The organism is Rhodobacteraceae bacterium M385 (assembly GCA_025141835.1).
Lineage (GTDB): Bacteria > Pseudomonadota > Alphaproteobacteria > Rhodobacterales > Rhodobacteraceae > Gymnodinialimonas.
Window position 1 is genome coordinate 713,803 of sequence record CP081102.1, and the last position, 20,624, is coordinate 734,426.

The 20,624-nt window shown below is 62.8% G+C and carries 20 protein-coding genes; 9 read left to right on the forward strand and 11 right to left on the reverse strand.

The window, feature by feature from the left end; genetic code table 11:
• Window positions 1-26: 26 nt before the first annotated feature.
• A complete protein-coding gene (locus K3728_03650) occupies window positions 27-911 on the reverse strand; it encodes a sulfotransferase (protein UWQ96346.1) in 885 nt (294 codons plus the stop codon).
• A 201-nt stretch (window positions 912-1,112) separates the two neighbouring features.
• Here K3728_03650 and K3728_03655 point away from each other — a divergent pair, with 201 nt between their 5' ends.
• Window positions 1,113-1,304, forward strand: a complete 192-nt coding sequence (locus K3728_03655; protein ID UWQ96347.1) for a hypothetical protein — start codon at window positions 1,113-1,115, stop codon at window positions 1,302-1,304.
• 6 nt (window positions 1,305-1,310) lie between these two features.
• On the opposite strand, the gene K3728_03660 is transcribed toward K3728_03655, so the two are convergent.
• Window positions 1,311-2,582 carry an acetylornithine deacetylase/succinyl-diaminopimelate desuccinylase family protein gene (locus tag K3728_03660; protein ID UWQ96348.1) on the reverse strand — a complete coding sequence of 424 codons (1,272 nt, stop codon included), beginning with the start codon at window positions 2,580-2,582 and terminating at the stop codon, window positions 1,311-1,313.
• Between the two features lie 100 nt (window positions 2,583-2,682).
• Between K3728_03660 and K3728_03665 the strand changes: the two genes are divergently transcribed.
• Together K3728_03665 and K3728_03670 are read left to right on the forward strand one after the other, a co-directional pair.
• Window positions 2,683-2,943 carry a hypothetical protein gene (locus K3728_03665; protein ID UWQ96349.1) on the forward strand — a complete coding sequence of 87 codons (261 nt, stop codon included), beginning with the start codon at window positions 2,683-2,685 and terminating at the stop codon, window positions 2,941-2,943.
• Between the two features lie 13 nt (window positions 2,944-2,956).
• Window positions 2,957-3,565 carry a DUF1523 family protein gene (locus K3728_03670; GenBank protein ID UWQ96350.1) on the forward strand — a complete coding sequence of 203 codons (609 nt, stop codon included), beginning with the start codon at window positions 2,957-2,959 and terminating at the stop codon, window positions 3,563-3,565.
• Window positions 3,566-3,681: 116 nt separating this feature from the next.
• Here the strand turns inward: K3728_03670 and K3728_03675 are convergent, their stop codons facing one another.
• The 3 genes from K3728_03675 to deoC are packed head-to-tail and all read right to left on the reverse strand — an operon-like array spanning window position 3,682 to window position 7,295.
• Window positions 3,682-6,021, reverse strand: a complete 2,340-nt coding sequence (locus tag K3728_03675; GenBank protein UWQ96351.1) for an aldehyde dehydrogenase family protein — start codon at window positions 6,019-6,021, stop codon at window positions 3,682-3,684.
• 3 nt (window positions 6,022-6,024) lie between these two features.
• A complete protein-coding gene (locus K3728_03680; protein UWQ96352.1) occupies window positions 6,025-6,306 on the reverse strand; it encodes a hypothetical protein in 282 nt (93 codons plus the stop codon).
• Window positions 6,307-6,308: 2 nt separating this feature from the next.
• Window positions 6,309-7,295, reverse strand: a complete 987-nt coding sequence (deoC, locus tag K3728_03685; GenBank protein UWQ97435.1) for a deoxyribose-phosphate aldolase — start codon at window positions 7,293-7,295, stop codon at window positions 6,309-6,311.
• A 262-nt stretch (window positions 7,296-7,557) separates the two neighbouring features.
• On the opposite strand from deoC, the gene rpe reads away from it, so the two are divergent.
• Complete coding sequence (rpe, locus tag K3728_03690) at window positions 7,558-8,256, forward strand: ribulose-phosphate 3-epimerase (GenBank protein UWQ96353.1); 699 nt, start codon at window positions 7,558-7,560, stop codon at window positions 8,254-8,256.
• Window positions 8,257-8,272: 16 nt separating this feature from the next.
• Here rpe and K3728_03695 read toward each other — a convergent pair whose 3' ends face one another.
• On the reverse strand, window positions 8,273-8,911 hold the full coding sequence (locus K3728_03695; GenBank protein ID UWQ96354.1) for a thermonuclease family protein: 639 nt from the start codon (window positions 8,909-8,911) through the stop codon (window positions 8,273-8,275).
• A 411-nt stretch (window positions 8,912-9,322) separates the two neighbouring features.
• Here K3728_03695 and K3728_03700 point away from each other — a divergent pair, with 411 nt between their 5' ends.
• A complete protein-coding gene (locus K3728_03700; protein UWQ96355.1) occupies window positions 9,323-10,117 on the forward strand; it encodes a phytanoyl-CoA dioxygenase family protein in 795 nt (264 codons plus the stop codon).
• A 9-nt stretch (window positions 10,118-10,126) separates the two neighbouring features.
• Here K3728_03700 and K3728_03705 read toward each other — a convergent pair whose 3' ends face one another.
• Genes K3728_03705 through hutI form a run of 5 tightly spaced genes read right to left on the reverse strand, consistent with a single transcriptional unit; the run spans window position 10,127 to window position 16,378 of the window.
• Window positions 10,127-11,167, reverse strand: a complete 1,041-nt coding sequence (locus K3728_03705) for an aromatic ring-hydroxylating dioxygenase subunit alpha (GenBank protein UWQ96356.1) — start codon at window positions 11,165-11,167, stop codon at window positions 10,127-10,129.
• 24 nt (window positions 11,168-11,191) lie between these two features.
• Complete coding sequence (locus K3728_03710; GenBank protein ID UWQ96357.1) at window positions 11,192-12,856, reverse strand: urocanate hydratase; 1,665 nt, start codon at window positions 12,854-12,856, stop codon at window positions 11,192-11,194.
• A complete protein-coding gene (gene hutG / locus K3728_03715) occupies window positions 12,853-13,650 on the reverse strand; it encodes an N-formylglutamate deformylase (GenBank protein UWQ96358.1) in 798 nt (265 codons plus the stop codon). The genes K3728_03710 and hutG overlap by 4 nt, the downstream gene beginning before the upstream one ends.
• Window positions 13,647-15,188: a histidine ammonia-lyase gene (gene hutH, locus K3728_03720; GenBank protein ID UWQ96359.1), complete on the reverse strand. Its 1,542-nt coding sequence runs from the start codon at window positions 15,186-15,188 to the stop codon at window positions 13,647-13,649. The genes hutG and hutH overlap by 4 nt, the downstream gene beginning before the upstream one ends.
• Complete coding sequence (hutI, locus tag K3728_03725) at window positions 15,185-16,378, reverse strand: imidazolonepropionase (GenBank protein ID UWQ96360.1); 1,194 nt, start codon at window positions 16,376-16,378, stop codon at window positions 15,185-15,187. Before hutI ends, hutH begins: the two co-directional genes overlap by 4 nt.
• A 77-nt stretch (window positions 16,379-16,455) precedes the next feature.
• Between hutI and K3728_03730 the strand changes: the two genes are divergently transcribed.
• The 4 genes from K3728_03730 (at window position 16,456) to nagA (ending at window position 20,600) form a co-directional block, all read left to right on the forward strand.
• A complete protein-coding gene (locus tag K3728_03730; protein UWQ96361.1) occupies window positions 16,456-17,814 on the forward strand; it encodes a formimidoylglutamate deiminase in 1,359 nt (452 codons plus the stop codon).
• Window positions 17,811-18,512 carry a GntR family transcriptional regulator gene (locus K3728_03735; GenBank protein ID UWQ96362.1) on the forward strand — a complete coding sequence of 234 codons (702 nt, stop codon included), beginning with the start codon at window positions 17,811-17,813 and terminating at the stop codon, window positions 18,510-18,512. Before K3728_03730 ends, K3728_03735 begins: the two co-directional genes overlap by 4 nt.
• A gap of 176 nt (window positions 18,513-18,688) precedes the next feature.
• Complete coding sequence (gene nagB, locus K3728_03740) at window positions 18,689-19,471, forward strand: glucosamine-6-phosphate deaminase (GenBank protein UWQ96363.1); 783 nt, start codon at window positions 18,689-18,691, stop codon at window positions 19,469-19,471.
• Complete coding sequence (gene nagA / locus K3728_03745) at window positions 19,458-20,600, forward strand: N-acetylglucosamine-6-phosphate deacetylase (protein ID UWQ96364.1); 1,143 nt, start codon at window positions 19,458-19,460, stop codon at window positions 20,598-20,600. Before nagB ends, nagA begins: the two co-directional genes overlap by 14 nt.
• The last annotated feature ends 24 nt before the right edge of the window (window positions 20,601-20,624 follow it).

A 20,624-nucleotide genomic window follows, 5' to 3' on the forward strand; every position in this document is an offset into this window, starting at 1 on the left:
AGTGTGCCGCAGGGAAGCCGGGGAGCCTACTGAAAAGTTAAGGCCTTCTCCGGGTTCCATGTCGCAGGCACCGTCACGCCAAGGGCGGCGAGCCCTTCGACCTGCTGCGCGGTCTCGTGTGCGAAGCGCTCGGCAAGGCCCTTGGGCATCGGGCGCGGCGGAGAGGCGTTAACCACACGGGTCACGATACTGTCGGGCAGATCGAAGGGCACGACGCCCAGAAACCGTTCAATATCCGCGATAAAGGCGCGGGGGGCGTCGGGGATGCGGTCGAACATCGCGATGTGCAGGCATTCCGGCGGCAGCGCAGCGCGCATCCGTTTGATCGCGGCGACGTAATCGCTGTGCTGCAAATAATCGCCGCCGGTGCGGATGTGATCTTCCAGCTGATCGAGGGACCATTGTTCCAACTTCTCACTCGCGCCCTGCATTTTCAGGTGAAAGCGCACATGGCTCCAGAGCCGGTCCATCGGTTCACGCAGGGTGTAGACGATCCGCAGTTTCGCCGTGCGGGCGTGGAGCGCGGCCCACCCCTCGGTGGGCACCAGTGCGTTCATGTTGGAGAAATCCGCCACCCAGGTCGCCGCGCCCCGGTGTTGAAACAGGCCGTTGAACCAAGCGTCATCGACCGGCCCCTTCAGCCAATTCGCCGTCCATTCCACCCGCCGTTGCAGCACCGGAAGGGCAGAGCGTTCGGGATCAAAATGCAAATACCCCTGCGCCCTGCGCATTCGCGATTTGTCCGACAAGATGCCGGGGTTCACATGGCGGGCGTAGAGGTAGTGCACTTCTTTTTCGCGACAGAAGTGGATGTCGGGGTGACGGTTAAGGGCGTCATAAATCCACGTCGTGCCCGCTTTCATAGCGCCCACGCCAAGCAGGAGGTGATCGAAGGTCTTGGGGTCTGTCATCGCGCCGATGATCCGGGGAATTGTTTGAAAAGTGCTTAACGAGGCGGGATCAGGAGCGCCAAAACGGCCATTCTCGGCCCGTGGGTTGTGGATAAGTTGCCGTTTGTCACTGAGCCGTCATCGAAGCCCAAGACGCGGCAAGAGAATCGCCTTAACAATCGTTAACGACACGGTCACTTTGTTGGGGAAAGGGGACGATCCATGCCAAGCCCGAAGGATATTCTGTCGATAGACAGAGCGGACATAGCAACGTTCATCCAGGATCAGGCAGCAGCTAAAAAGCTGACGCCATTGATTAAAAGCCTCAACAAGTTGCTTGAGACGGGTGACGATGCCACCCGAAACATGGCTGCGCAGGCGTTGCGCCACCTGGGCTTTCCTGAATACGCCTAAGGCGGGCTACAACAGCAGCTCGGCCAAGGTCAGCGCCATCACTTTGGCGCTGTCTTCCATATCCTGGACGCCGACCCATTCATCGGGCTGATGCGCGAGATCAAGGATGCCGGGCCCGTAGGCAATGCAGTTCTTCAAGGTGCCGATCCGGTCGATGTGCTTCTGGTCGTAGGTGCCGGGCGAGACAACAAATTCTGCCTGCGTTTCCAACACCTTCGAGATTGCAGCCTCGACCGTTTTGACCACCGGCGCGTCGCGGTCGGTCATGGTGGGGGACACGCTCCAGAGTTCGTTCAGCTCATAATGGAAATCGGGGCGAGACGCCTTGACCCTTTCCAGCACGGCGATGATTTCAGCGCGGACTTCGCCCTCGTTCTCTTCGATCAGATAGCGGCGGTCGATGGTGATCTTGCACCGATCCGGCACACAGGCGGCGGGCAGGCCGGTGTAATCTTCGTCCTGCACAGGCTCTCCGCCGTGGATCGCGTTGATGTTCATGGTCGATTGCTTTGCCCCTTCGGGGACCACGGGCATATCGGTGCGCTTGGTGGCCAGAAGCGGGAACAGGCTCGCCTCCATCTCTGCCAACACGGCGCCCATGTGGCGCACCGCGCAATCGCCAAGGAACGGCATAGAGCCATGGGCGATGCGGCCATGGGTTTCGATCTCGGCCCACCAAACGCCGCGGTGGCCCAGACAGATGCGGTCCTTGTTGAGCGGCTCGGGGATGATGACGTGCTGCACACGCTCGGGCGTGAAATAGCCCTGCTCGGCCAGATAGGCGACGCCGCCGTAGCCGCCGGATTCCTCGTCCGCTGTGGCGCTGATTTCAATCGCGCCGTTGAACTCGGGGTGCGTGGCGATGAAGGCCTCGGCCGCGATGACAGAGGCGGCAAGCCCGCCCTTCATGTCACAGGCACCGCGCCCGTAGATTTTGCCGTCTTCAAGCTCTCCGCCGAAGGGGTCTTTGGTCCAGCCATGGCCCACGGCGACCACATCATGGTGGCTGTTGAAATGGACACAATCGCCCGGCCCTTTGCGCAGGGTCGCGACCATGTTCCAGCGCGGATAGGTGTCACTGTCGGCGACGGCACCATGGGCGCGGATCAGTTCCACCGTAAAGCCTTGGGCGCGCAGGCGATCCCCGAGGTATTCGCAGATATCAAGGTACTGCAACCCCGGAGGGTTCAGGGTGGGGATGCGGATAAGGTCTTGGGTCAGCGCGATAAGCGCGTCCCGGCGGGCCGCAACGGCGGCAAGAAGAGCGGTGTCTGACATGGGGGCAGAGTGGCCCTGTCGCGAGGTAGCCGCAAGCCCTGCCAATTCGGTTTCACCTCGACTATATGTAGAAAAGTGCAGCACGAAGGAGATGTGGGCAATGTTAGGACTGGGACGCACGGCCATTGTGATGCTGGTGGCGCTAAGCGTCGTCTATATCTGCATGTTTTTCTACCTCCGCTCGGGCGCAAGGATGCGGTTGGAGGAAGATTGGGTCCATGAGGGCCGCCCCGGAGACCGGGAGGCATGGATTGATGAGCGTATCGCGGCAAAGGTGTCGCGGATAAGGGTCTGGCTGGTGGTCTGCGTCTATGTCATGCCAGTGATCGGGTTGGTCGCCTTTGTCTGGCTCAGCAACTGAAGGAAGAATGAAGATGCGTTGGGCCCGGATTGTAGTTCTGCTGATCGTTGTGTCGCTGTTGGGGGCGTTCGCCCATTACACGCTGCCCCAGCGCGATATCGTACGGATCGTGGATACGCAGTTGCAGCTGACCGAGATTTCCGGCTGGAGCGCGTGGTTTTATGCGCAGTCCGATAGCGGTGCTGAAGGCACGTCGGTTCAGAGGGATGTAAGGATTATCAGCGCGGTGAGGGCGGATAATTCTCCGATAGATTACCGCAATGAGGATACGGGTCTGTTTGGGTGGCCGCCGTACTTCAAGATCGATAGCCAGGATTTGCAGACCGAAGCCCAGGATTTACGGTCGACCCGGGATGCGCCGATCTGGGTGGCGATCACGCACTATGGGTGGCGGTCAAACATGCTGTCGAGCTATCCAAACGCGATTTCGATCCGGCCCGTGGAAGGCCCCGATGTGCAGCTGTTCCCGTGGTTGAACATCGCGATTTTGGCGTTTCTGGCCGTGGCGTTGTTCATGATCTGGCGGATTTGGGAGCGGTTTGAGGACCGCGTGCTTGTGCCCGCCCGGGATGGGGCAGCGGTGCGGTGGGCCAAGTTGAAGGACCGTATTGCGGGGCGGTGAGTTGGGTTTGAGGGCGTCTGATTTACAGGCGTTGCGGTGGCCGAGGGTTTGGGATTGAGTTGTATTGGCCAAGATGAAGGGGGGAGCGGTGCGCTTCCCCCTTTCTTGTTGCGGGATCATTCGCCGTAGGGAATCCAGATTGTTTTGGTTTCCGTGGCGGCTTCGAGCACGGGGCGCAGGTTGGGAGAGGTCCAGTCGGGATTGCCGGAGGTATTGATCCAAGTGCGTTTGAGGTTGCTGGCTGAGGCCGCTTGGAGGGCAACGGGATCGGTATGGGGGGAGAAGGACCAGAGGCTGTCGATCTCCATATGGCTGGCGAGGGTGGGCGCGAGATCGGCGTGGGGGCCGGTTACGATGTTCACCACGCCTGCGGGCACGTCTGAGGTGTCGAGCACCTGGTAGAGGTCTGTGACGACCAGAGGCGCGGCCTGAGACGGGGCCAGCACGATACGGTTGCCCATCGCCAGAGCACCTGCGAGGAGCGTCGTAGACGCGAGGAGGGGGGCGTCGTCGGGCGCGAAAGCGCCGATGATGCCGACCGGTTCTTTCATCGCAAGCGCCACGCCCCGAAGGGGTACGCCTTTGGCGGTGCCGTCGAATTTGTCGGCCCAAGCGGCTGCGGTGAAGAGCGTAGAGATCGCCTGGTCCACCTCGGTTGCGGCTTTGCCTTGGGGCGTGCCGAGGGAATCGGCGATGCGGGTGGCGAATTCCCCGGACCGCGCCGAGAGGTTTTCGGCGAGAAAGTAGAGGATTTGCGCCCGAAGGTGGCCGGTTGACTTGCCCCATTTTGCCGCGCCACGGGCGGCCTCGACCGCGTTGCGGATATCCTTCCGGCTGCCGCGACCCGTGTGTCCCAGAAGCGTGCCTTTGCGCGAATAATGCGCTTGGCTATAGCCGCTATCGGGGCGCGCTTGCTTGCCGCCGACGTACATTTTCGCGGTCCGGTCTAGGTCTGCGACGGCGGGTGTTGTGGGGGCTTTGGGCGGGGTAAGCGCCTTGGCGGGCGTGGTTTTCGCGTTGGGCTTTAGGTAGGCACCAAGCCCTTCCCATCCGCCCTCGCGCCCAAAGCCGCTTTCGCGCAGGCCGCCGAATGGGGCGGCTGCGTCGAACAGGTTCGTGGCGTTCACCCAGACCACGCCCGCCACCAGCTTGGGCGCAATATCGAGGGCGAGGTTCACGTTCTCGGTCCAAAGCGTCGCGGCCAGCCCGTAGCGGGTGTTGTTGGCGACCTCGATGGCTTCAGCCGGGGTGCGGAACGTGGTGGAGACCAGCACCGGCCCGAAGATTTCCTCCTGCATCAGCGGGGAGGCCGTGTGCAGCCCCGTAATCAGCGTCGGCGGGTAGAAGCAGCCCGTTTCAGGCATGTCGATGGGGGCGTGGTGGATATCCCCATCAGAGGCCGCGACCAGACGGGTGATCGTGTCGTGCTGCACCGGGTCCACGATGGCGCCCACGTCGATGCATTTATCCATCGGGTCGCCCATGCGCAGCTTGGCCATGCGCGCCTTCAGGCGTTTGTGGAAATCGTCGGCGATGTTTTCCTGTACCAATAGGCGTGATCCGGCACAGCAGACCTGGCCCTGGTTGAACCAGATCGCATCCACCAAGCCTTCGATGGCGCTGTCGATATCGGCGTCGTCGAATACGATGTAGGGGGACTTTCCGCCCAATTCCAACGTCAGGTGTTTGCCGCTTCCGGCGGTCTGCTCTCGGATGCGGCGGCCCACTTCCGTTGACCCGGTGAAGGCAATTTTATCGACATCGGCAGCCACCAGGGCCGCGCCGGTTTCGCCATCGCCGGTGATGATATTAACCACGCCGGGAGGCACGCCGGCCTCGGTGCAGATCTCAGCGAATACCATGGCAGAGAGTGAGGTATATTCCGCCGGTTTCAGCACCACCGTGTTGCCCGCCGCCAGGGCGGGCGCGATCTTCCAGGCCAGCATCAACAGGGGGAAGTTCCAGGGGATGATCTGGCCGCAGACCCCAAGGGCGCTGTGATCGGGCATTTCGGTCGGCAGCAGTTGGGCAAGGCCCGCGTGGTAGTAGAAATGCCGCGTCGCCAAGGGCACGTCGATGTCACGGCTTTCGCGGATCGGCTTGCCGTTGTCGAGGGTCTCCATCGTGGCCAACAGGCGCGAATGTTTCTGCATCAACCGGGCAATGGCATAGAGCACACGCGCCCGTTTCCCGGCGTCCTTGGCCCAAGCGGGCTGCGCCTTGCGAGCGGCTTTGACGGCTTGCGCGACCTCGTCTGCGGTGCCCTTGGTCACGCCCGCCAATTTCTCCCCGGTGGCGGGATTGTTAGAGGCGAAATCATCGCGCAACGGGCCCCATGTGCCGTTGATGAAATGGCCCGCGATGCCGCCTCGCGCCTCTAGCCAAGCAAGCGCCTCGGCGCTGCTCTCGGGGGCGGGGCCGTAGTCCATGGTCTCGAAAATAGTGGCGGTGGTCATGGGTTATCCCCCAAGGAAAATGTAGGCCGTGATGGAGGCCGCACTGGCGGCACAAGCGGCGATGATGGTGGGCCTTGCGCGATCCGAGGCAGCGGCGAGCGGGCGCAGCTCGTCCGGCATATCGGTGCGGTTGGCTTTGTTGCGATAGTTTTGCTGGAAGTCTCGGGCCTGTTCGGGCGTCAACTTGCCCGCTTCCTCGCGCAAGGGGCGGCTCACGCGCAGCGCCAGCCAGAACGAAAGACCGACGAGAAGAACCAGCAAGATGAGGTTGAGGTCTAGGGGCATCCTTAGCCGATCCCGTGCCTGTAGCCCGCCGAATAAGCGCCTGTGGCATGGTGCTCCAACTGCCGTTCAATGTCCCCCAGAAGCGAGGAGGCGCCAAAGCGGAACAGGTCGGGCTGCAACCAACGATCGCCCAATTCCTCTTTCATCAGCGACAGATACACCAACGAGTCCTTCGCCTTGCTGATCCCGCCTGCGGGCTTGTAGCCCACCTTGAATCCGGTTCTCGCCTCGTATTCGCGGATCGCGCGGATCATGGTTAACGAAACCGGTAGGGTCGCATTAACGCTTTCTTTGCCAGTTGATGTCTTGATGAAATCCGCGCCCGCCATCATGCAGATCAGGCTCGCGCGGGCGACATTGCGCAGCGTCCCCAACTCTCCGGTGGCAAGGATGGCCTTCACGTGGGCCTCGCCGCAAGCGGCGCGGAACGCGCGCATCTCGTCATAAAGCGCCTGCCAATTCCCGGTCAGAACGTGGCGGCGCGATATGACGATGTCGATCTCTTTGGCGCCCGCCTTCACGCTTTCCTCAATCTCCGCCACGCGCAGATGAAACGGCGACAGACCCGCCGGAAAGCCCGTGGATACGGCGGCCACCGGGATGCCGCTGCCCTCCAGCGCCTCTACCGCGACCTCAATCATATCATGGTAAACACAGACCGCGCCCGTCGTGATCGCAGGCAATCCCAAGGCGTCCAGGATATCAGCCCTCACCGGTTGCCGCGCCTTGGCGCAAAGCCGTCGCACGCGCCCCGCCGTGTCATCGCCCGACAGGGTCGTCAGGTCGATCAACGTCACTGCTTTCGCCAGCCATGCCGCCTGATAGGCCTTCTTGACCGACCGCCGCCCCGGCAACGTCGCCGCGCGCCGTTCAATGGCCGAGGTATTGGCCTGCACGCGCGCCACCCAATCCATGTCCAGTTCCATCCCCTCATTGCGGGGAAGATGCACCTGAGGCAGCTGGTCGCGCTGCGCGGTGGCAGCTTCAATCGTGGTGGTTTGGGTCATGGGCATCCAGGGATTCCGAGTGTTTCCTGACCGTCCCACGGGTCGGGCAAAAAGGCAAGGTTGACCAAACGGTCAAAAAGCTCCCCGACGCCCCATTCCCGCTTGCCTCTCGCGCCGCCCTCTCCACCGAAACGCGCCCTCCTGCTTCACCTTTTTACAAATATCGAAACACCCGGTTTCAGCCCTCGGGACGTGACAGAGGCATGCAAGCGCGGTAACAGGCGCCAAACCCGGAGGAAGCCCCATGCCACTTGCCAAGTCGTTTGATCGTTCCATCAAGATCGCCCCGTCGATCCTCGCCGCTGATTTCGCCAATTTCGGAGCCGAAGTGCAGGCCGTGGAGGCTCAGGGCGCGGATTGGATTCATATTGATGTGATGGACGGCCATTTCGTTCCCAACCTCACCTTCGGCCCGCCGATGGTGAAGGCCCTGCGCAAGCATGTGACCACGGTGATGGATGTGCATCTGATGATCTCTCCGGTGGATGCCTATATCGACGCCTACGCCGATGCCGGCGCCGACATCCTGACCGCCCATGTCGAGGCAGGCCCCCACATTCACCGCACCCTGCAAGCCATTCGCGGCGCGGGGATGAAGGCGGGCGTGGCGCTGAACCCCGGCACCCCGGCCAGCTCGGTCGCCCATGTGCTCGACCTGTGCGATCTGATCTGCGTGATGACCGTGAACCCCGGTTTCGGCGGGCAATCTTACATCGACATGGCCGACAAAATCGCCGAGCTGCGCCGGATGATCGGCGACCGCGAAGTGCATATCGAAATCGACGGCGGCGTTGACGTAAACACCGCCCCCCTCGTGGCGGCCGCGGGCGCAGACGCTTTGGTCGCGGGTTCCGCCGTGTTCCGTGGCGGCTCGGTGGAAAACCCCGCCCCCTACGGCGACAATATCCGCGCCATCCGTGCGGCAGCCGAGGCAGCGGCATAGGTATTAGCGGCAGGATTTACCGAGAGGCCTTCGCCCGTTCGCGGGCGTCGAATTGCTCCCACACGTGCATCCGCCCCTTTTGACGCGCGTCCGCAAGCCAAAGCTTCTTGCGGGCGTCGGGTGTTTCCATCGCCCGGTAAATGCCGCCGGAGTATTTCGGCCAATCCAGCGCGAGCCCCTGCTTCACCAGTTCTGCCGACAAATCCCGCCCGTCACTCAGGGTGCATTTGGCGACAACACGGCCATATTCGTCGGTGTCGGTGATCTCGGCTGTAACGATTTCATTTTTGCACAATTCAAACATCGCCCATTTGGCGCGTTTGCCGAAGGGGTGGTTCATTTCCGGCGCGTCGATTCCAAAGAGCCTGATCTGCTTTTTCTTGATTTTAATCGTATCGCCATCCACGACATAGGCCTTGCCAGAGACGCACTGACCTTGGGGGGCTGGCCGTGATGTTTCAGCAGAATAGGGCGCGGGCGGCGGGGCTGAGACCCGCCGTTGCGGCGCTGGAGGTCTCGGGGTGGACTGGCGTTTTGGGGGCGGTTGCCAGTGTGGGTCGTCGTTAATCAGATCATCATCATGTCGATGTGACCTGATCCATCTGAAGAAAACGAATAGGCCCCCGAGAAAGAGGAGCAGAAACAGGAAATCCATAAAATATCCAATTGAAATTTGGAGATTTAAAGGAACCTCAGGTTATCTGCCTAGTCAAGAGTGGCGGCGCCGCCGAAGGGCGGAGCGGTGGGTGAACCGGGGTGGTTAGGCCCGGTTGCCAAGGGGGTGTTGCCCCCCATGCGAGTGCTCTGAATTGGCCGCCTGTCCTGCACCCGTTTTCCCACAATCCCGTGCCTTTCGGCGTCTTGAGGGCGTGGGCGTCAGGGTGGTCTGAGGAAAGGCGCAAACCGTCCGTGAGTGATGCATCGGGGAAGTTTGTCCTCTGGTTGGGTTAAAGATTGATTAAAGCTGTCCGTAGAACTTTCCCGGCAGGTTTTCCATTGTGCTGCCCTCTCAATTCCCCTGTAATCAGGGCTGCCGCGATGCCCCGCGAAATTGAAGGAATCCGCCATGCACGCCCTTGTCACCCAAGACCATATTGATGCCTATCAGCGCGACGGCGTGGTGCTGGTGAAGGGGCTTTTTGCCGATCATGTCGACGCGATCCGCGCGGGCATTGAACGCAACATGGCAGAGCCCGGCCCCTATGCGGCCGAGAACCTGAAGGCGGACGAAGGCGGGCGCTTTTTCGATGATTACTGCAATTGGACCCGCATCGCGGAATTTGAGGAGGTCATTCGCACCTCTCCCGCTGCCGAAGTCGCCGCTGACCTGATGGGATCTTCCCGCGTGCAGGTGTTCCACGATCATGTGTTGGTGAAAGAGCCGGGCACCTCCAAGCCTACGCCCTGGCACCAGGACGGTCCGTACTACTTTGTCGAAGGCATCCAGAACGTCAGCTTCTGGTCGCCAATGGATGCGGTGACGGGGGCCAGCTTGCGCTGCGTGGCAGGAAGCCATGCTTGGGAAAAACAAGTGTTGCCAACACGTTGGTTGGCCGAGACGAGCTTTTATCCCAATGAAGACGACTATATGCCCGTGCCGGACCCCGACGCGGAAGGCATGGATATTCGCGAATGGGAAATGGAACCCGGCGACGCGGTGGCGTTCAATTATGGCACCCTGCACGGGGCGCGCGGCAACACCACACAGACGCGGCGCCGCGCGTTTTCGCTGCGCCTTTTGGGGGACGATGCCCGCTATGTGGAACGCCCGGGCCCGACCTCTCCACCGTTTCCCGGCCACGACATGACACCGGGCCAAGTCCTGCGCGAGGATTGGTTCCCGGTAATCTATCAGCGCTAGGCGCGCGGGTTACTCGGCCATCTGCGCGTCAACCTGCGCCTCTTCGTTAATCATCGCCTGAAGCTGCCTGCGGAACCGCAATTGGCCGCCATCGATCGGCAGGTCGATATGGGGAGAGGTCTTGTTGGCCATGCCGATCTGTACCGCATTCAGAACCGCGCGGTCCTCTTCAAAGGCGTGTTGCACGTCCTCGCTCATCATCTGGGACAGCGCGGCATCATCGGGGCGGATATTGCGGAGCTGGAACCAATAGTAGCGGGTTTGACCCTCGGTCGTGGGGGTCATGAAGTTGTAGCTGTCCATGATGAAGGTGTTCTCGTGAAGCGGCCCGTCCGGCCCGCCTGTGCCCGCAGGGGTGAATACCGCGCGGATCAGCGCGTGAGACGGATAGCGCACCTCGTAATGTTGGAGGCGGTCGCAATTGCCCTCAAACTCCACCACCTTCTTATAGAAGGGTGCCGGTTCGTGATCCATCATCCAGCGATGCACGATCACGCCGTCCTCGGTCTTCTTGATCCGCAGGGGCGTGTCCTTGGTGGCGGGGGCGGCAAAGCTGGACTGGTGAACCCACGCCACATGGGTGGGGTCCAGTAGGTTGTCGCACATCAGCAGATAGTTGCAGTCCAGCTCCATCGCGGCGCCGCGGTTGATGCCCCAATCAGGGTTATCGTAGTTCTCGATCTCGAAGATGTCCGAGGCGTCAGCCAGCGCCGGGTTGCCCATCCAGATCCAGACCAGCCCGTATTTTTCGGCCAGGGGATAGGCGTGGACATTGGCGTTGGACGGAATGCGCCCGGCGCCCGGCGACCAGACGCATTTGCCCGCGCAATCGAACGTCAGCCCGTGGTAGCCGCATTCCACCGTGTCGCCCTTGATCCGCCCCTTGGACAGCGGCAGCTTGCGGTGGGGGCAGGCGTCTTCCAGCGCGACCAATTCGCCGCTTTGAGAGCGGAAGATGCAGATTTTCTCGCCCAGAACCAAGATCTGCTGCAAGTCGTGCGTGACTTCATGATCCCACGCGGCCACGTACCAAGCGTTCCTTAAAAACATGGGGCTACCTTTGTTGGGCTCTGGTCAAAGTATACCCGGCAAGTTCAGCCCGTTTTCGCGGGCACAGTCCAGCGCGATGTCATAGCCCGCGTCGGCGTGGCGCATGACTCCGGTGGCGGGATCGTTCCACAGCACGTTGGCAATGCGGCGGTCGGCGTCCTCGGACCCGTCACAGCAGATCACCATGCCTGAATGCTGCGAAAAGCCCATGCCGACACCGCCGCCGTGGTGCAGGGAAACCCAAGTGGCTCCGCCCGCGACGTTGAGCATGGCGTTCAGGAGCGGCCAATCCGATACGGCGTCCGAGCCGTCTTTCATCGCCTCGGTTTCGCGGTTGGGAGAGGCGACAGAGCCGCTATCAAGGTGGTCGCGGCCGATGACAACGGGGGCGGAGAGTTCGCCGTTACGGACCATCTCGTTGAACGCGAGGCCAAGCTTGTCGCGCAGGCCAAGGCCGACCCAACAGATACGCGCAGGCAGACCTTGGAAGGCGATACGCTCGCGCGCCATATCCAGCCAATTATGCAGGTGCGGGTCGTCGATCAGTTCCTTCACCTTGGCGTCGGTCTTGTAGATATCTTCCGGGTCGCCAGACAGGGCACACCAGCGGAACGGGCCCACGCCCCGGCAGAACAGAGGGCGGATATAGGCGGGGACGAAACCGGGGAAGGCGAAGGCGTTTTCCAGCCCCTCTTCCTGGGCCACCTGTCTGATATTGTTGCCGTAATCCAGCGTTGGCACGCCTTGGTTCCAGAAGTCCACCATGGCGGCGACTTGCACTTTCATCGACGCACGGGCGGCTTTTTCTACCGCTTTCGGGTCGCTCTCCTGCTTCTCGCGCCATTCGGCGACGCTCCAGCCTTGGGGCAGGTAGCCATGCACGGGATCGTGGGCCGAGGTCTGGTCGGTGACCATATCGGGCTTCACACCACGCTTCACCAGCTCGGGGAAGACATCGGCGGCGTTGCCGATGAGGGCGACGGATTTCGCCTCTCCGGCTTTGGTCCAGCGGTCGATCATCGCTAAGGCATCATCGAGAGAGTGGGTTTTTTCGTCAACGTAGCGGGTGCGCAGGCGGAAGTCGGCGCGGGTCTCGTCACATTCCACGGCCAAACAGCACGCGCCCGCCATCACGGCGGCCAAAGGTTGCGCGCCGCCCATGCCGCCAAGCCCGCCGGTCAAAATCCAACGGCCCTTCAGGTTGCCGTCGTAGTGCTGACGGCCTGCCTCCATAAATGTCTCGTAGGTGCCTTGAACGATGCCTTGGGTGCCGATGTAAATCCACGAGCCGGCCGTCATCTGGCCGTACATGGCGAGGCCCTTTTTATCCAACTCGTTGAAGTGGTCCCAATTGGCCCAATGGGGCACGAGGTTGGAGTTCGCAATCAACACACGCGGCGCATCCCTATGGGTGTTGAACACGCCCACGGGCTTGCCCGATTGCACCAGAAGTGTCTGAGTTTCCTCCAGATCTTTCAGGGCTGCGACGATGGCGTCAAAGTCTTCCCACGTTCGCGCAGCGCGTCCGATTCCGCCGTAAACGACCAATTCGTGGGGGTTCTCGGCCACATCGGGATGCAGGTTGTTCATTAGCATCCGCATGGGGGCCTCGGTCAGCCAGGACTTGGCCGTGATCTCGGACCCGGTGGGGGGGAACACGTCGCGCAGGTTGTGGCGTGGGTTGTTCATGAGGGGGCTCCTAGGCTCGGGGCCATGTCGGCCAATGCAGAAAGGATGTTGGCCAAATGCGGGCGCAGGGCGGCGGCTTTGGCGGTGTCGTAGGCCCAAGGCGGCGCCTCGGCTGAAAGATAGGTGGATTGCGCCAGTTCCATCTGGATCGCGTGAACGCCTTGAGCCGGTTGACCGTAGTGGCGCGTGGTCCAGCCGCCTTTGAAACGCCCGTTCAGCACGGTGGGATAGGGCGCGGCGTTGCTGATTGCGACGGTTGCGGCCTCGACCTGCGGGGCGCAGGTGGTGCCCCTATTGGTGCCGATGTTGAGGTCCGGCAGAGTACCGTCAAAAAGGAACGGAATGCCGGAGCGGATAGAGTGGCAGTCATAAAGGATCGCCGCGCCGTGGATGGCCCGCACCCGGTCTAATTCTGCTTTCAAGGCAGCATGATAAGGGGCGTGGAAGGCGGCGCGCCGGGTGTTGATATCGGCGTCAGAGGGCGGCGTTTCCCATATATCCGCGCCGTCGAAATCCGTCAGAGGGACCAGCGTTGTGGTGTTCTGGCCGGGGTAGAGGCTGACGCCCGAGGGGTCGCGATTGGCGTCGATCACATAGCGGTGGAAATTGGCCCGCACGGTTGTGACACCGGGCAGCAGGTCAGCGTAGAGACGGTCGATATGCCAATCGGTGTCGGCCAGTTTGTGACCGTTATCATTCAGCGCGGCGGCGACATCATCGGGCACAAACGTCCCTGTATGGGGCAGCCCCAGAACCAGCGGGCCGTCGCCTCGGGTGACGGTGACGGGGGTCATTGGGCATGGCCTTTCACGAAGCCGGGCAGGGCGACCGATGCGGCGAGGGTGCCTTTGGCGACAAGAGTGCTTGCGGCCTCGATCGACGGGGCCATGTAGCGGTCTTCCGCGATGGCGGGCACTTCGGCACGCAGCACCGACATGGCGGCTTTCAAGGCAGGGCTGGTTTCCAGCGGGGCGCGGAACTCGATCCCTTGGACGCCGCACATCGCCTCGACCCCCAGGATCACATTGAGGTTGCGGTTCATCCGCTCTAGCCGCCGGGCCGCATGGGCGGCCATGGAAACGTGATCCTCTTGGTTGGCTGAGGTCGGCGTGCTGTCGGTGGTGCACGGGTTGGCGAGGTGTTTGTTTTCGCTCATCAAAGCGGCGGTGGTGACTTCGGCAATCATCAGGCCCGAGTTGAGGCCGGGATCAGGTGTCAGGAAGGGCGGCAGGTCGAAGCTGAGCGTTGGGTCCACCATCAGGGCCACCCGGCGCTGCGCAATCGCGCCAATTTCCGACAGGGCCACGGCGATTTGATCGGCGGCGAAACCGACGGGTTCGGCGTGGAAGTTGCCGCCCGACACGATGAGGTCATCTTCTACAAGAACAAGGGGGTTATCCGTGACGGCATTGGCCTCTACCTCAAGCGTACGGCCCGCGAAATGCAGCAGGTCCATCGCCGCGCCCGTCACCTGCGGCTGGCAGCGGATGCAGTAAGGGTCTTGCACGCGGGTATCGCCTTCGCGGTGGCTTTCGCGAATGACAGAGCCCTCCATCAACGCGCGTTGCGCACGGGCGACAGCGATCTGGCCCCGGTGGCCGCGGAGGGTGTGGATCGCGTCCTGCAAGGGCGCGGTAGAGCCCATGATCGCATCGGTGGACAGCGCACAGGTCAGCACGCAAGTCGCCGCGTTGCGCCAAGCGCCCCAAAGGCCCACGAGCGCACAAGCGGTGGAGAATTGGGTGCCGTTAATCAGCGCGAGACCTTCCTTGGGGCCAAGCACGATGGGCTGTAGGCCCGCTTTGGCCAATGCCTCGGCGGCGGGCATCCGGGTGCCGTCGAAAACCGCCTCGCCCGCGCCGATCATCGCGGCGGCCATATGGGCCAGCGGCGCAAGGTCGCCCGAGGCCCCGACGGACCCTTGAGAGGGGATCACCGGGGTCACGCCATGGGCCAGCATGTCTTGCAAGATCTCAACGGTGGTCATCGCCACGCCCGACGCGCCGCGCCCCAGAGAAAGCAGTTTCAACGCCATCATCAGGCGGGTGGTGGGCGTGTCCAGGGCCTCTCCCACGCCGCAGCAATGGGACAGGATCAGGTTGCGTTGCAGGGTCGCCACGTCTTTGGCGGCGATCTTCACGCTGGCCAGTTTGCCGAAGCCTGTGTTGACGCCGTAAACGGCTGTGTCGCCGTTTGCAGCCTTGGCGACAAGTGCCTGAGCGGCCTTGATCCCGGCATGAGAGGACGCCTCCAGAACGACCGGGTGGCCGTCGGCCCAGATGGCGTGCAACTGCTCCAGCGTCGCCGCGCCGGGGGTAAGGGTCAGGGTCATAATGCGCCTTTGAAGATGCGGGAATGGAGGGGGTTGAAGCCGATGCGATAGGCCAGCTCCGCCGGGTGGTTTACGTCCCAGACCGCCAGATCAGCCGGAGCACCGGGGACGATGCGGCCGCGGTCACCTTCGCCAAGGGCGCGGGCGGCGTGGGCGGTCATGCCCAAGAGCGCCTCGAGCGGGGTCATGCGGAACAGGGTGCAGGCCATGTTCATCGCCAGCAAAGGAGAGGTGAGAGGAGAGGAACCGGGGTTGCAATCACTCGCCAGTGCCATCGGCACGCCGTGCTTGCGGAAGGACGCAATGGGCGGGGCTTGGGTTTCGCGTAGGGTGTAGAACGCGCCGGGCAGGACCACGGCGACAGTGCCTGATTTGGCAAGGGCTGCCGCGTCGGCATCGGTGGCGTATTCCAGATGGTCAGCGCTTAGGGCTCTGTAATCCGAGGCTAATTTCGTGCCGCCGATGTGGGAAAGCTGTTCGGCATGGAGCTTCACGGGAAGGCCCAGTTCCGCGGCTAGATCGAAGACTCGCGCGATCTGGGCGGTGTTAAAGGCGATGCCCTCACAGAACCCGTCCACGGCATCCACAAGCCCTTCGGCATGGGCGGCCCGTAGGGCGGGAAGGCAGACTTCGTCGATATAGGCATCGGGGTTACCCGCATATTCAGGCGGCACGGCGTGGGCCCCAAGGAAGCTGGTGCGGACCTCGATCGGGCGCACTTGGGCGATGCGACGGGCCACGCGGAGCAACTTCAGCTCATCATCCTGGGTCAGCCCGTAGCCGGATTTCACCTCGATCAAGGAGACGCCTTCGGCCAGCATCGCATCGACACGGGGCAGGGCGTCGGCCAGCAGGGCATCCTCGGTGGCGTCGCGGGTGGCTTTGACGGTCGAGATGATGCCGCCGCCTGCGCGGGCAACGGCCTCGTAGCTGGCGCCATTGAGGCGAAGTTCGAACTCTGCCGCGCGGTTGCCGCCGAAGACGACATGGGTATGGCAGTCGATCAGCGCGGGGGTCACAAGCCGCCCGCCAAGGTCCGTCTGCGGCCCGTTGAGGTAGGCGGCGGGCACGTTGGCGGCGGGACCAACCCATGCAATCCGGTCGCCATCCAAGGCAACCGCGCCGTCGGCGATCAGGCCGTAATCGGCATCCGCTTGAAGGGTCACGACATGGGCGTTCGTCAGGAGCATTGGGGCGACTCACTTGCAAATATACGTGCTTAATGTTTTTATGTGCATACATAATAATCTGTCAAGCGGAGCGTGCCATGCAGGTGATTTGGGCTGAAACGGCGCTACTGCCCTCGGGCTGGGCGTCAGATGTGCGGGTAGATGTGGACGACGCGGGCCGCATCAGTGCCGTCGAAACAGGCGTGCCCGCAGCGGGGCAGCGGGTGCCGATGTTGCTGCCCGCCCCGGTTAACGTCCACAGTCACGCCTTCCAGCGCGCCATGGCCGGGCTAACAGAGAAACGCGGTCCGAATCCCAGTGACAGTTTCTGGACGTGGCGGCAGCTGATGTTCCGCTTCCTTGACCGCCTGACACCGGATCATATCGAGGCGATTACCGCCTTCGTGCAGATGGAGATGTTGGAGGCGGGATATGCCTGCAACGCAGAGTTCCACTATCTACACCACCAGCCCGGCGGCGTGCCCTATGACACGCTGGCCGAGACCGCACACCGGGTGATTGCCGCGTCCGAGCAGACCGGAATTGGGCTGTGCCTGCTGCCTGTCCTTTACCAATTCGGCGGCTGTGACGGGCGCGACTTGGGGCCGGGGCAGATCCGCTTTGGCAATGATCTGGAGCGATACTCGGCGTTGCTAGAAAACGCGGGGTGTGCGTTGCGGGCGGCGGATGCAACCCTTGGGGCCGCGCCCCATTCCCTGAGGGCCGTGAGCCGGGAAGATTTGGCGCAAGTCGCGCAGTTGTTCCCGCAGGGGCCGATCCACATGCATCTGGCCGAGCAGCGGGCGGAAGTGGCCGAGGTTCAGGCCGCAAGGGGGGCGCGTCCGGTGCAGTGGGCCTTGCAGAATATGGAGATTGACGCCCGGTGGTGTCTGATCCACTGCACGCAGATGACAGCGGCGGAAACGCTTGCCTTGGCACGATCACAGGCCGTGGCCGGTCTCTGCCCGATTACCGAAAGCAGCCTTGGGGACGGCACTTTCGACGGCATCAGATGGGCCAACGCGGGCGGGGCGATGGCCGTGGGGTCGGATAGTAACATCCGCATCGCCCTGGCCGAGGAATTGCGGACGCTGGATTATTCGCAACGTCTGCGCGATGGCACTCGGGCGGCGTTTGCCAGTGCCGATAAGTCCACCGGACGGCGGTTGTTTGATGCGGTGCTAGAGGGCGGCGCACAGGCGACGCAACGCAACGCGGGCAAGCTGGAGGTGGGCGCTTGGGCTGATATGCTGACGCTCGACACCGGGTCCGAGCATCTGTGGGGGCGCAGGGGCGACACTGCGCTGGACGCCTGGATTTTCGCGGGCGATGACAGGCTGGTGCGCGATGTTTGGTCTGCGGGCCGTCACATGGTAACAGGCGGGCAACACCGCCGCCGCGCAGAGATTGTGGCCGCTTACAAACAGACGATTGACGCCTTGAAAGACGCTTTATGAACACCCCTTCGTTCCGAAACTGGCAAAGCGTGCAGGACGAGGCGTTGCGCCGTATTCATGCGCGTGAATGGGCGCCGGGGGAGTTGATCCCGAACGAGGCCGATCTGGCCGAAGAGTTCGGCTGCGCAAGGTCCACCGTGAACCGGGCGCTGAGGGCGCTGGCGGAAAGCGGCATTCTGGATCGCAAGCGCAAGGCGGGCACACGGGTGGCAGCGCAGCCTGCGGCAAGGGCCACCCTGACGATCCCGGTGTTGCGCCACGAGATTGAGGATCGCGGGGAGGTCTACGGCTATCAACTGGCCTACCGGGCGCTGCAAGTGCCCCCGATCAGCGCCAGCGCCGCCATGGGCACGTCTGCGACGCAGCAATTGTTGCATGTGCGCGCCCTGCATCTGGCCAGCGGAACGCCCTATGCCATGGAAGACCGCTGGATCAACACCGAGGTCGCCCCCAAGGCGTTGGATGAGGATTTCAGGGAGATCAGCGCCAACGAATGGCTGTTGCATCATGTGCCTTACACCCACGGCGACATCGCCTTTTCCGCGGTGGCGGCCCCCGATGACGTAGCCGAAGCGCTGCTCTGCGCGGCGGGGGAGGCGGTTTTTGCCATGGACCGGGTGACGTGGGACGGCACCTCGTCGGTCACCAAGGTCCGGTTGTTGTTCGCGCCCGGCTACCAGATGCGCACCGCGTTATAGCGGGCCTGCCCCATTGCCAGTGGCGCTGAGGCGGTTACGGTGCCCCCGACAGGGAACCGGGACGCGCAGGCACGGCGCGAGGCGGCACCCTTGGTCGGCGCAGAAGGGGGCGCTACTGGAATGAACATGACTAAATTCGCGAATGGTTCAGGGGCGATGGCACGGGGGTGTCGGCCATGAAGATTTTGATCGTTCCGACCAAAGAGGCCGCGATTGCGCGGGCGGCGGATATCGTCGCGGCGGAAGTTGCCGCCAAGCCGGATGCGGTTCTGGGCCTTGCAACAGGGGGCACGATGGTGCCGCTTTACGCGGAACTGGCGCGGCGGCACCGGGGGGGAGATTTCTCGATGGCGGGGGTGACCTCGTTCAATCTGGATGAATACGTGGGCCTCGCCCCTGATCATCCGGGATCGTATCACCATTACATGGCCGAGGCGTTGTTTGACCTGACCGACATGCGCAAGGATCACGCGCATCTTCCGCGCGGCGATGCCGCTGACCCCAAGGCAGAAGCACTGGCCTATGAGGCGCGGATTGCCAAGGCGGGCGGCATTGATTTGCAGCTTCTGGGGATCGGGCAGAACGGCCATATCGGCTTCAATGAGCCCACGTCGAGCCTTGGGTCGCGCACAAGGATCAAGACGCTGACCGACAGCACGTTGCGTGCTAACCGCCCCTATTTCGACAGTGACGAAGCGGTGCCGAAATATGCGATCACGATGGGCATCGCCTCGATTCTGGAGGCGCGAACCTGTCTGTTGTTGGCATTGGGTGAGGCCAAGGCGGACGCCGCCGCGGCGATGATCGAGGGGGCGGTGAGCGCCATGTGTCCGGCCTCGGCCCTGCAAATGCACCCGCAAACCACGGTTATTCTGGACGAGGCCGCCGCCAGCAAGTTGAAGTTGATCGAGTATTACCACCACGTTCACCCCGGAGGGCAAGAGAGTGAATACTCCTGACCGGATCTTCGCGCGGCGTCTGTTTGCGGGCGGCGGGGCAGAGCCGCTAAGCAACCAGATGATCGAGGTTGAAGGCGGCCGCGTGACAGCGGTGCGCGGGGCTGACGTGCCGGGTGATGCGCCCGCCTATGATATCGTGGCGCCCGGTTTTCTGGATCTTCAGATCAACGGCGCGGCGGACGTGCAGTTCAACTTTGATCCGACACCTGAGGCCACCGCAAAGATCGCCGAAGGCGCAAGGGTCGGAGGCACAGCGCATATTCTACCGACGTTCATTACCGCTCCCGGCCAAGATTACCGCCAAGCGATTGCAGCGGTGGGCGACGCCTTGGCGGCCAAGGTGCCGGGGGTTTTGGGGCTCCATCTGGAAGGTCCGTTCCTGTCGCCGGAACGCCCCGGCATTCATCCCGCGACGGCCATTCGTCCGATGGTGGAAGAAGACATCAGGGCGGTGGAAGACGCCGCGAAGCGCGGCCCCGTGCTGCTGACCATCGCGCCCGAGTGCCAAGACGCGGGCGTGATCGCACGGTTGGCGAAGGCGGGGGTGCTTGTCTTCGTGGGCCATTCCGCCGCCACCGCCGACCAGATCGAGGCGGCCGAGGCCGAGGGCCTGCAAGGGGCGACGCATCTGTTTAACGCCATGAGCCAGCTAACCGGGCGGGAGCCGGGGGTTGCGGGGGCTGTCATGTTCTCGGGCACGCTATTCGCCGGGATCATCGCCGACGGCCATCACGTGGACTGGCGCAACATCGCCCTTGCGGCCCGCGAAATGCCGGGGCGCTTGTTTCTTGTGACCGACGCGATGCTGACGTTGGCAGGCAAGGCACAGGGGTTCGATCTGTTGGGCAAGGAGATCACCTTGCAGGGCGACCGTTTGACTGACGGGACCGGGCGGTTGGCGGGGGCCCATGTGGATATGGTGACCTGCGTGCGCAACATGGCGGCCCAGGGCGGTGTCACTTTGGCGCAAGCGTTGCACATGGCCAGCGGTATTCCGGCAGCCTCGCTTCGGTTGCAGGGGGAGTTGGGCCGGGTGGAGGCGGGGTTTCGCGCCTCACTCACGTGCATGGACGACGCGCTGGGGGTGCAGGCCGTTATGGTCGACGGAGAGGTTTTCACCCAAGGGTGAGAGTGAAAGAGAAGGGTATAACGC

Excerpts from the sequence above, each read along its gene's own strand:
- K3728_03650 (UWQ96346.1), bottom strand. The coding sequence starts at position 911 with ATGACAGACCCCAAGACCTTCGATCACCTCCTGCTTGGCGTGGGCGCT.
- K3728_03655 (UWQ96347.1), top strand. The coding sequence starts at position 1,113 with ATGCCAAGCCCGAAGGATATTCTGTCGATAGACAGAGCGGACATAGCA.
- K3728_03660 (UWQ96348.1), bottom strand. The coding sequence starts at position 2,582 with ATGTCAGACACCGCTCTTCTTGCCGCCGTTGCGGCCCGCCGGGACGCG.
- K3728_03665 (UWQ96349.1), top strand. The coding sequence starts at position 2,683 with ATGTTAGGACTGGGACGCACGGCCATTGTGATGCTGGTGGCGCTAAGC.
- K3728_03670 (UWQ96350.1), top strand. The coding sequence starts at position 2,957 with ATGCGTTGGGCCCGGATTGTAGTTCTGCTGATCGTTGTGTCGCTGTTG.
- K3728_03675 (UWQ96351.1), bottom strand. The coding sequence starts at position 6,021 with ATGACCACCGCCACTATTTTCGAGACCATGGACTACGGCCCCGCCCCC.
- K3728_03680 (UWQ96352.1), bottom strand. The coding sequence starts at position 6,306 with ATGCCCCTAGACCTCAACCTCATCTTGCTGGTTCTTCTCGTCGGTCTT.
- rpe (UWQ96353.1), top strand. The coding sequence starts at position 7,558 with ATGCCACTTGCCAAGTCGTTTGATCGTTCCATCAAGATCGCCCCGTCG.
- K3728_03695 (UWQ96354.1), bottom strand. The coding sequence starts at position 8,911 with ATGGATTTCCTGTTTCTGCTCCTCTTTCTCGGGGGCCTATTCGTTTTC.
- K3728_03700 (UWQ96355.1), top strand. The coding sequence starts at position 9,323 with ATGCACGCCCTTGTCACCCAAGACCATATTGATGCCTATCAGCGCGAC.
- K3728_03705 (UWQ96356.1), bottom strand. The coding sequence starts at position 11,167 with ATGTTTTTAAGGAACGCTTGGTACGTGGCCGCGTGGGATCATGAAGTC.
- K3728_03710 (UWQ96357.1), bottom strand. The coding sequence starts at position 12,856 with ATGAACAACCCACGCCACAACCTGCGCGACGTGTTCCCCCCCACCGGG.
- hutG (UWQ96358.1), bottom strand. The coding sequence starts at position 13,650 with ATGACCCCCGTCACCGTCACCCGAGGCGACGGCCCGCTGGTTCTGGGG.
- hutH (UWQ96359.1), bottom strand. The coding sequence starts at position 15,188 with ATGACCCTGACCCTTACCCCCGGCGCGGCGACGCTGGAGCAGTTGCAC.
- hutI (UWQ96360.1), bottom strand. The coding sequence starts at position 16,378 with ATGCTCCTGACGAACGCCCATGTCGTGACCCTTCAAGCGGATGCCGAT.
- K3728_03730 (UWQ96361.1), top strand. The coding sequence starts at position 16,456 with ATGCAGGTGATTTGGGCTGAAACGGCGCTACTGCCCTCGGGCTGGGCG.
- K3728_03735 (UWQ96362.1), top strand. The coding sequence starts at position 17,811 with ATGAACACCCCTTCGTTCCGAAACTGGCAAAGCGTGCAGGACGAGGCG.
- nagB (UWQ96363.1), top strand. The coding sequence starts at position 18,689 with ATGAAGATTTTGATCGTTCCGACCAAAGAGGCCGCGATTGCGCGGGCG.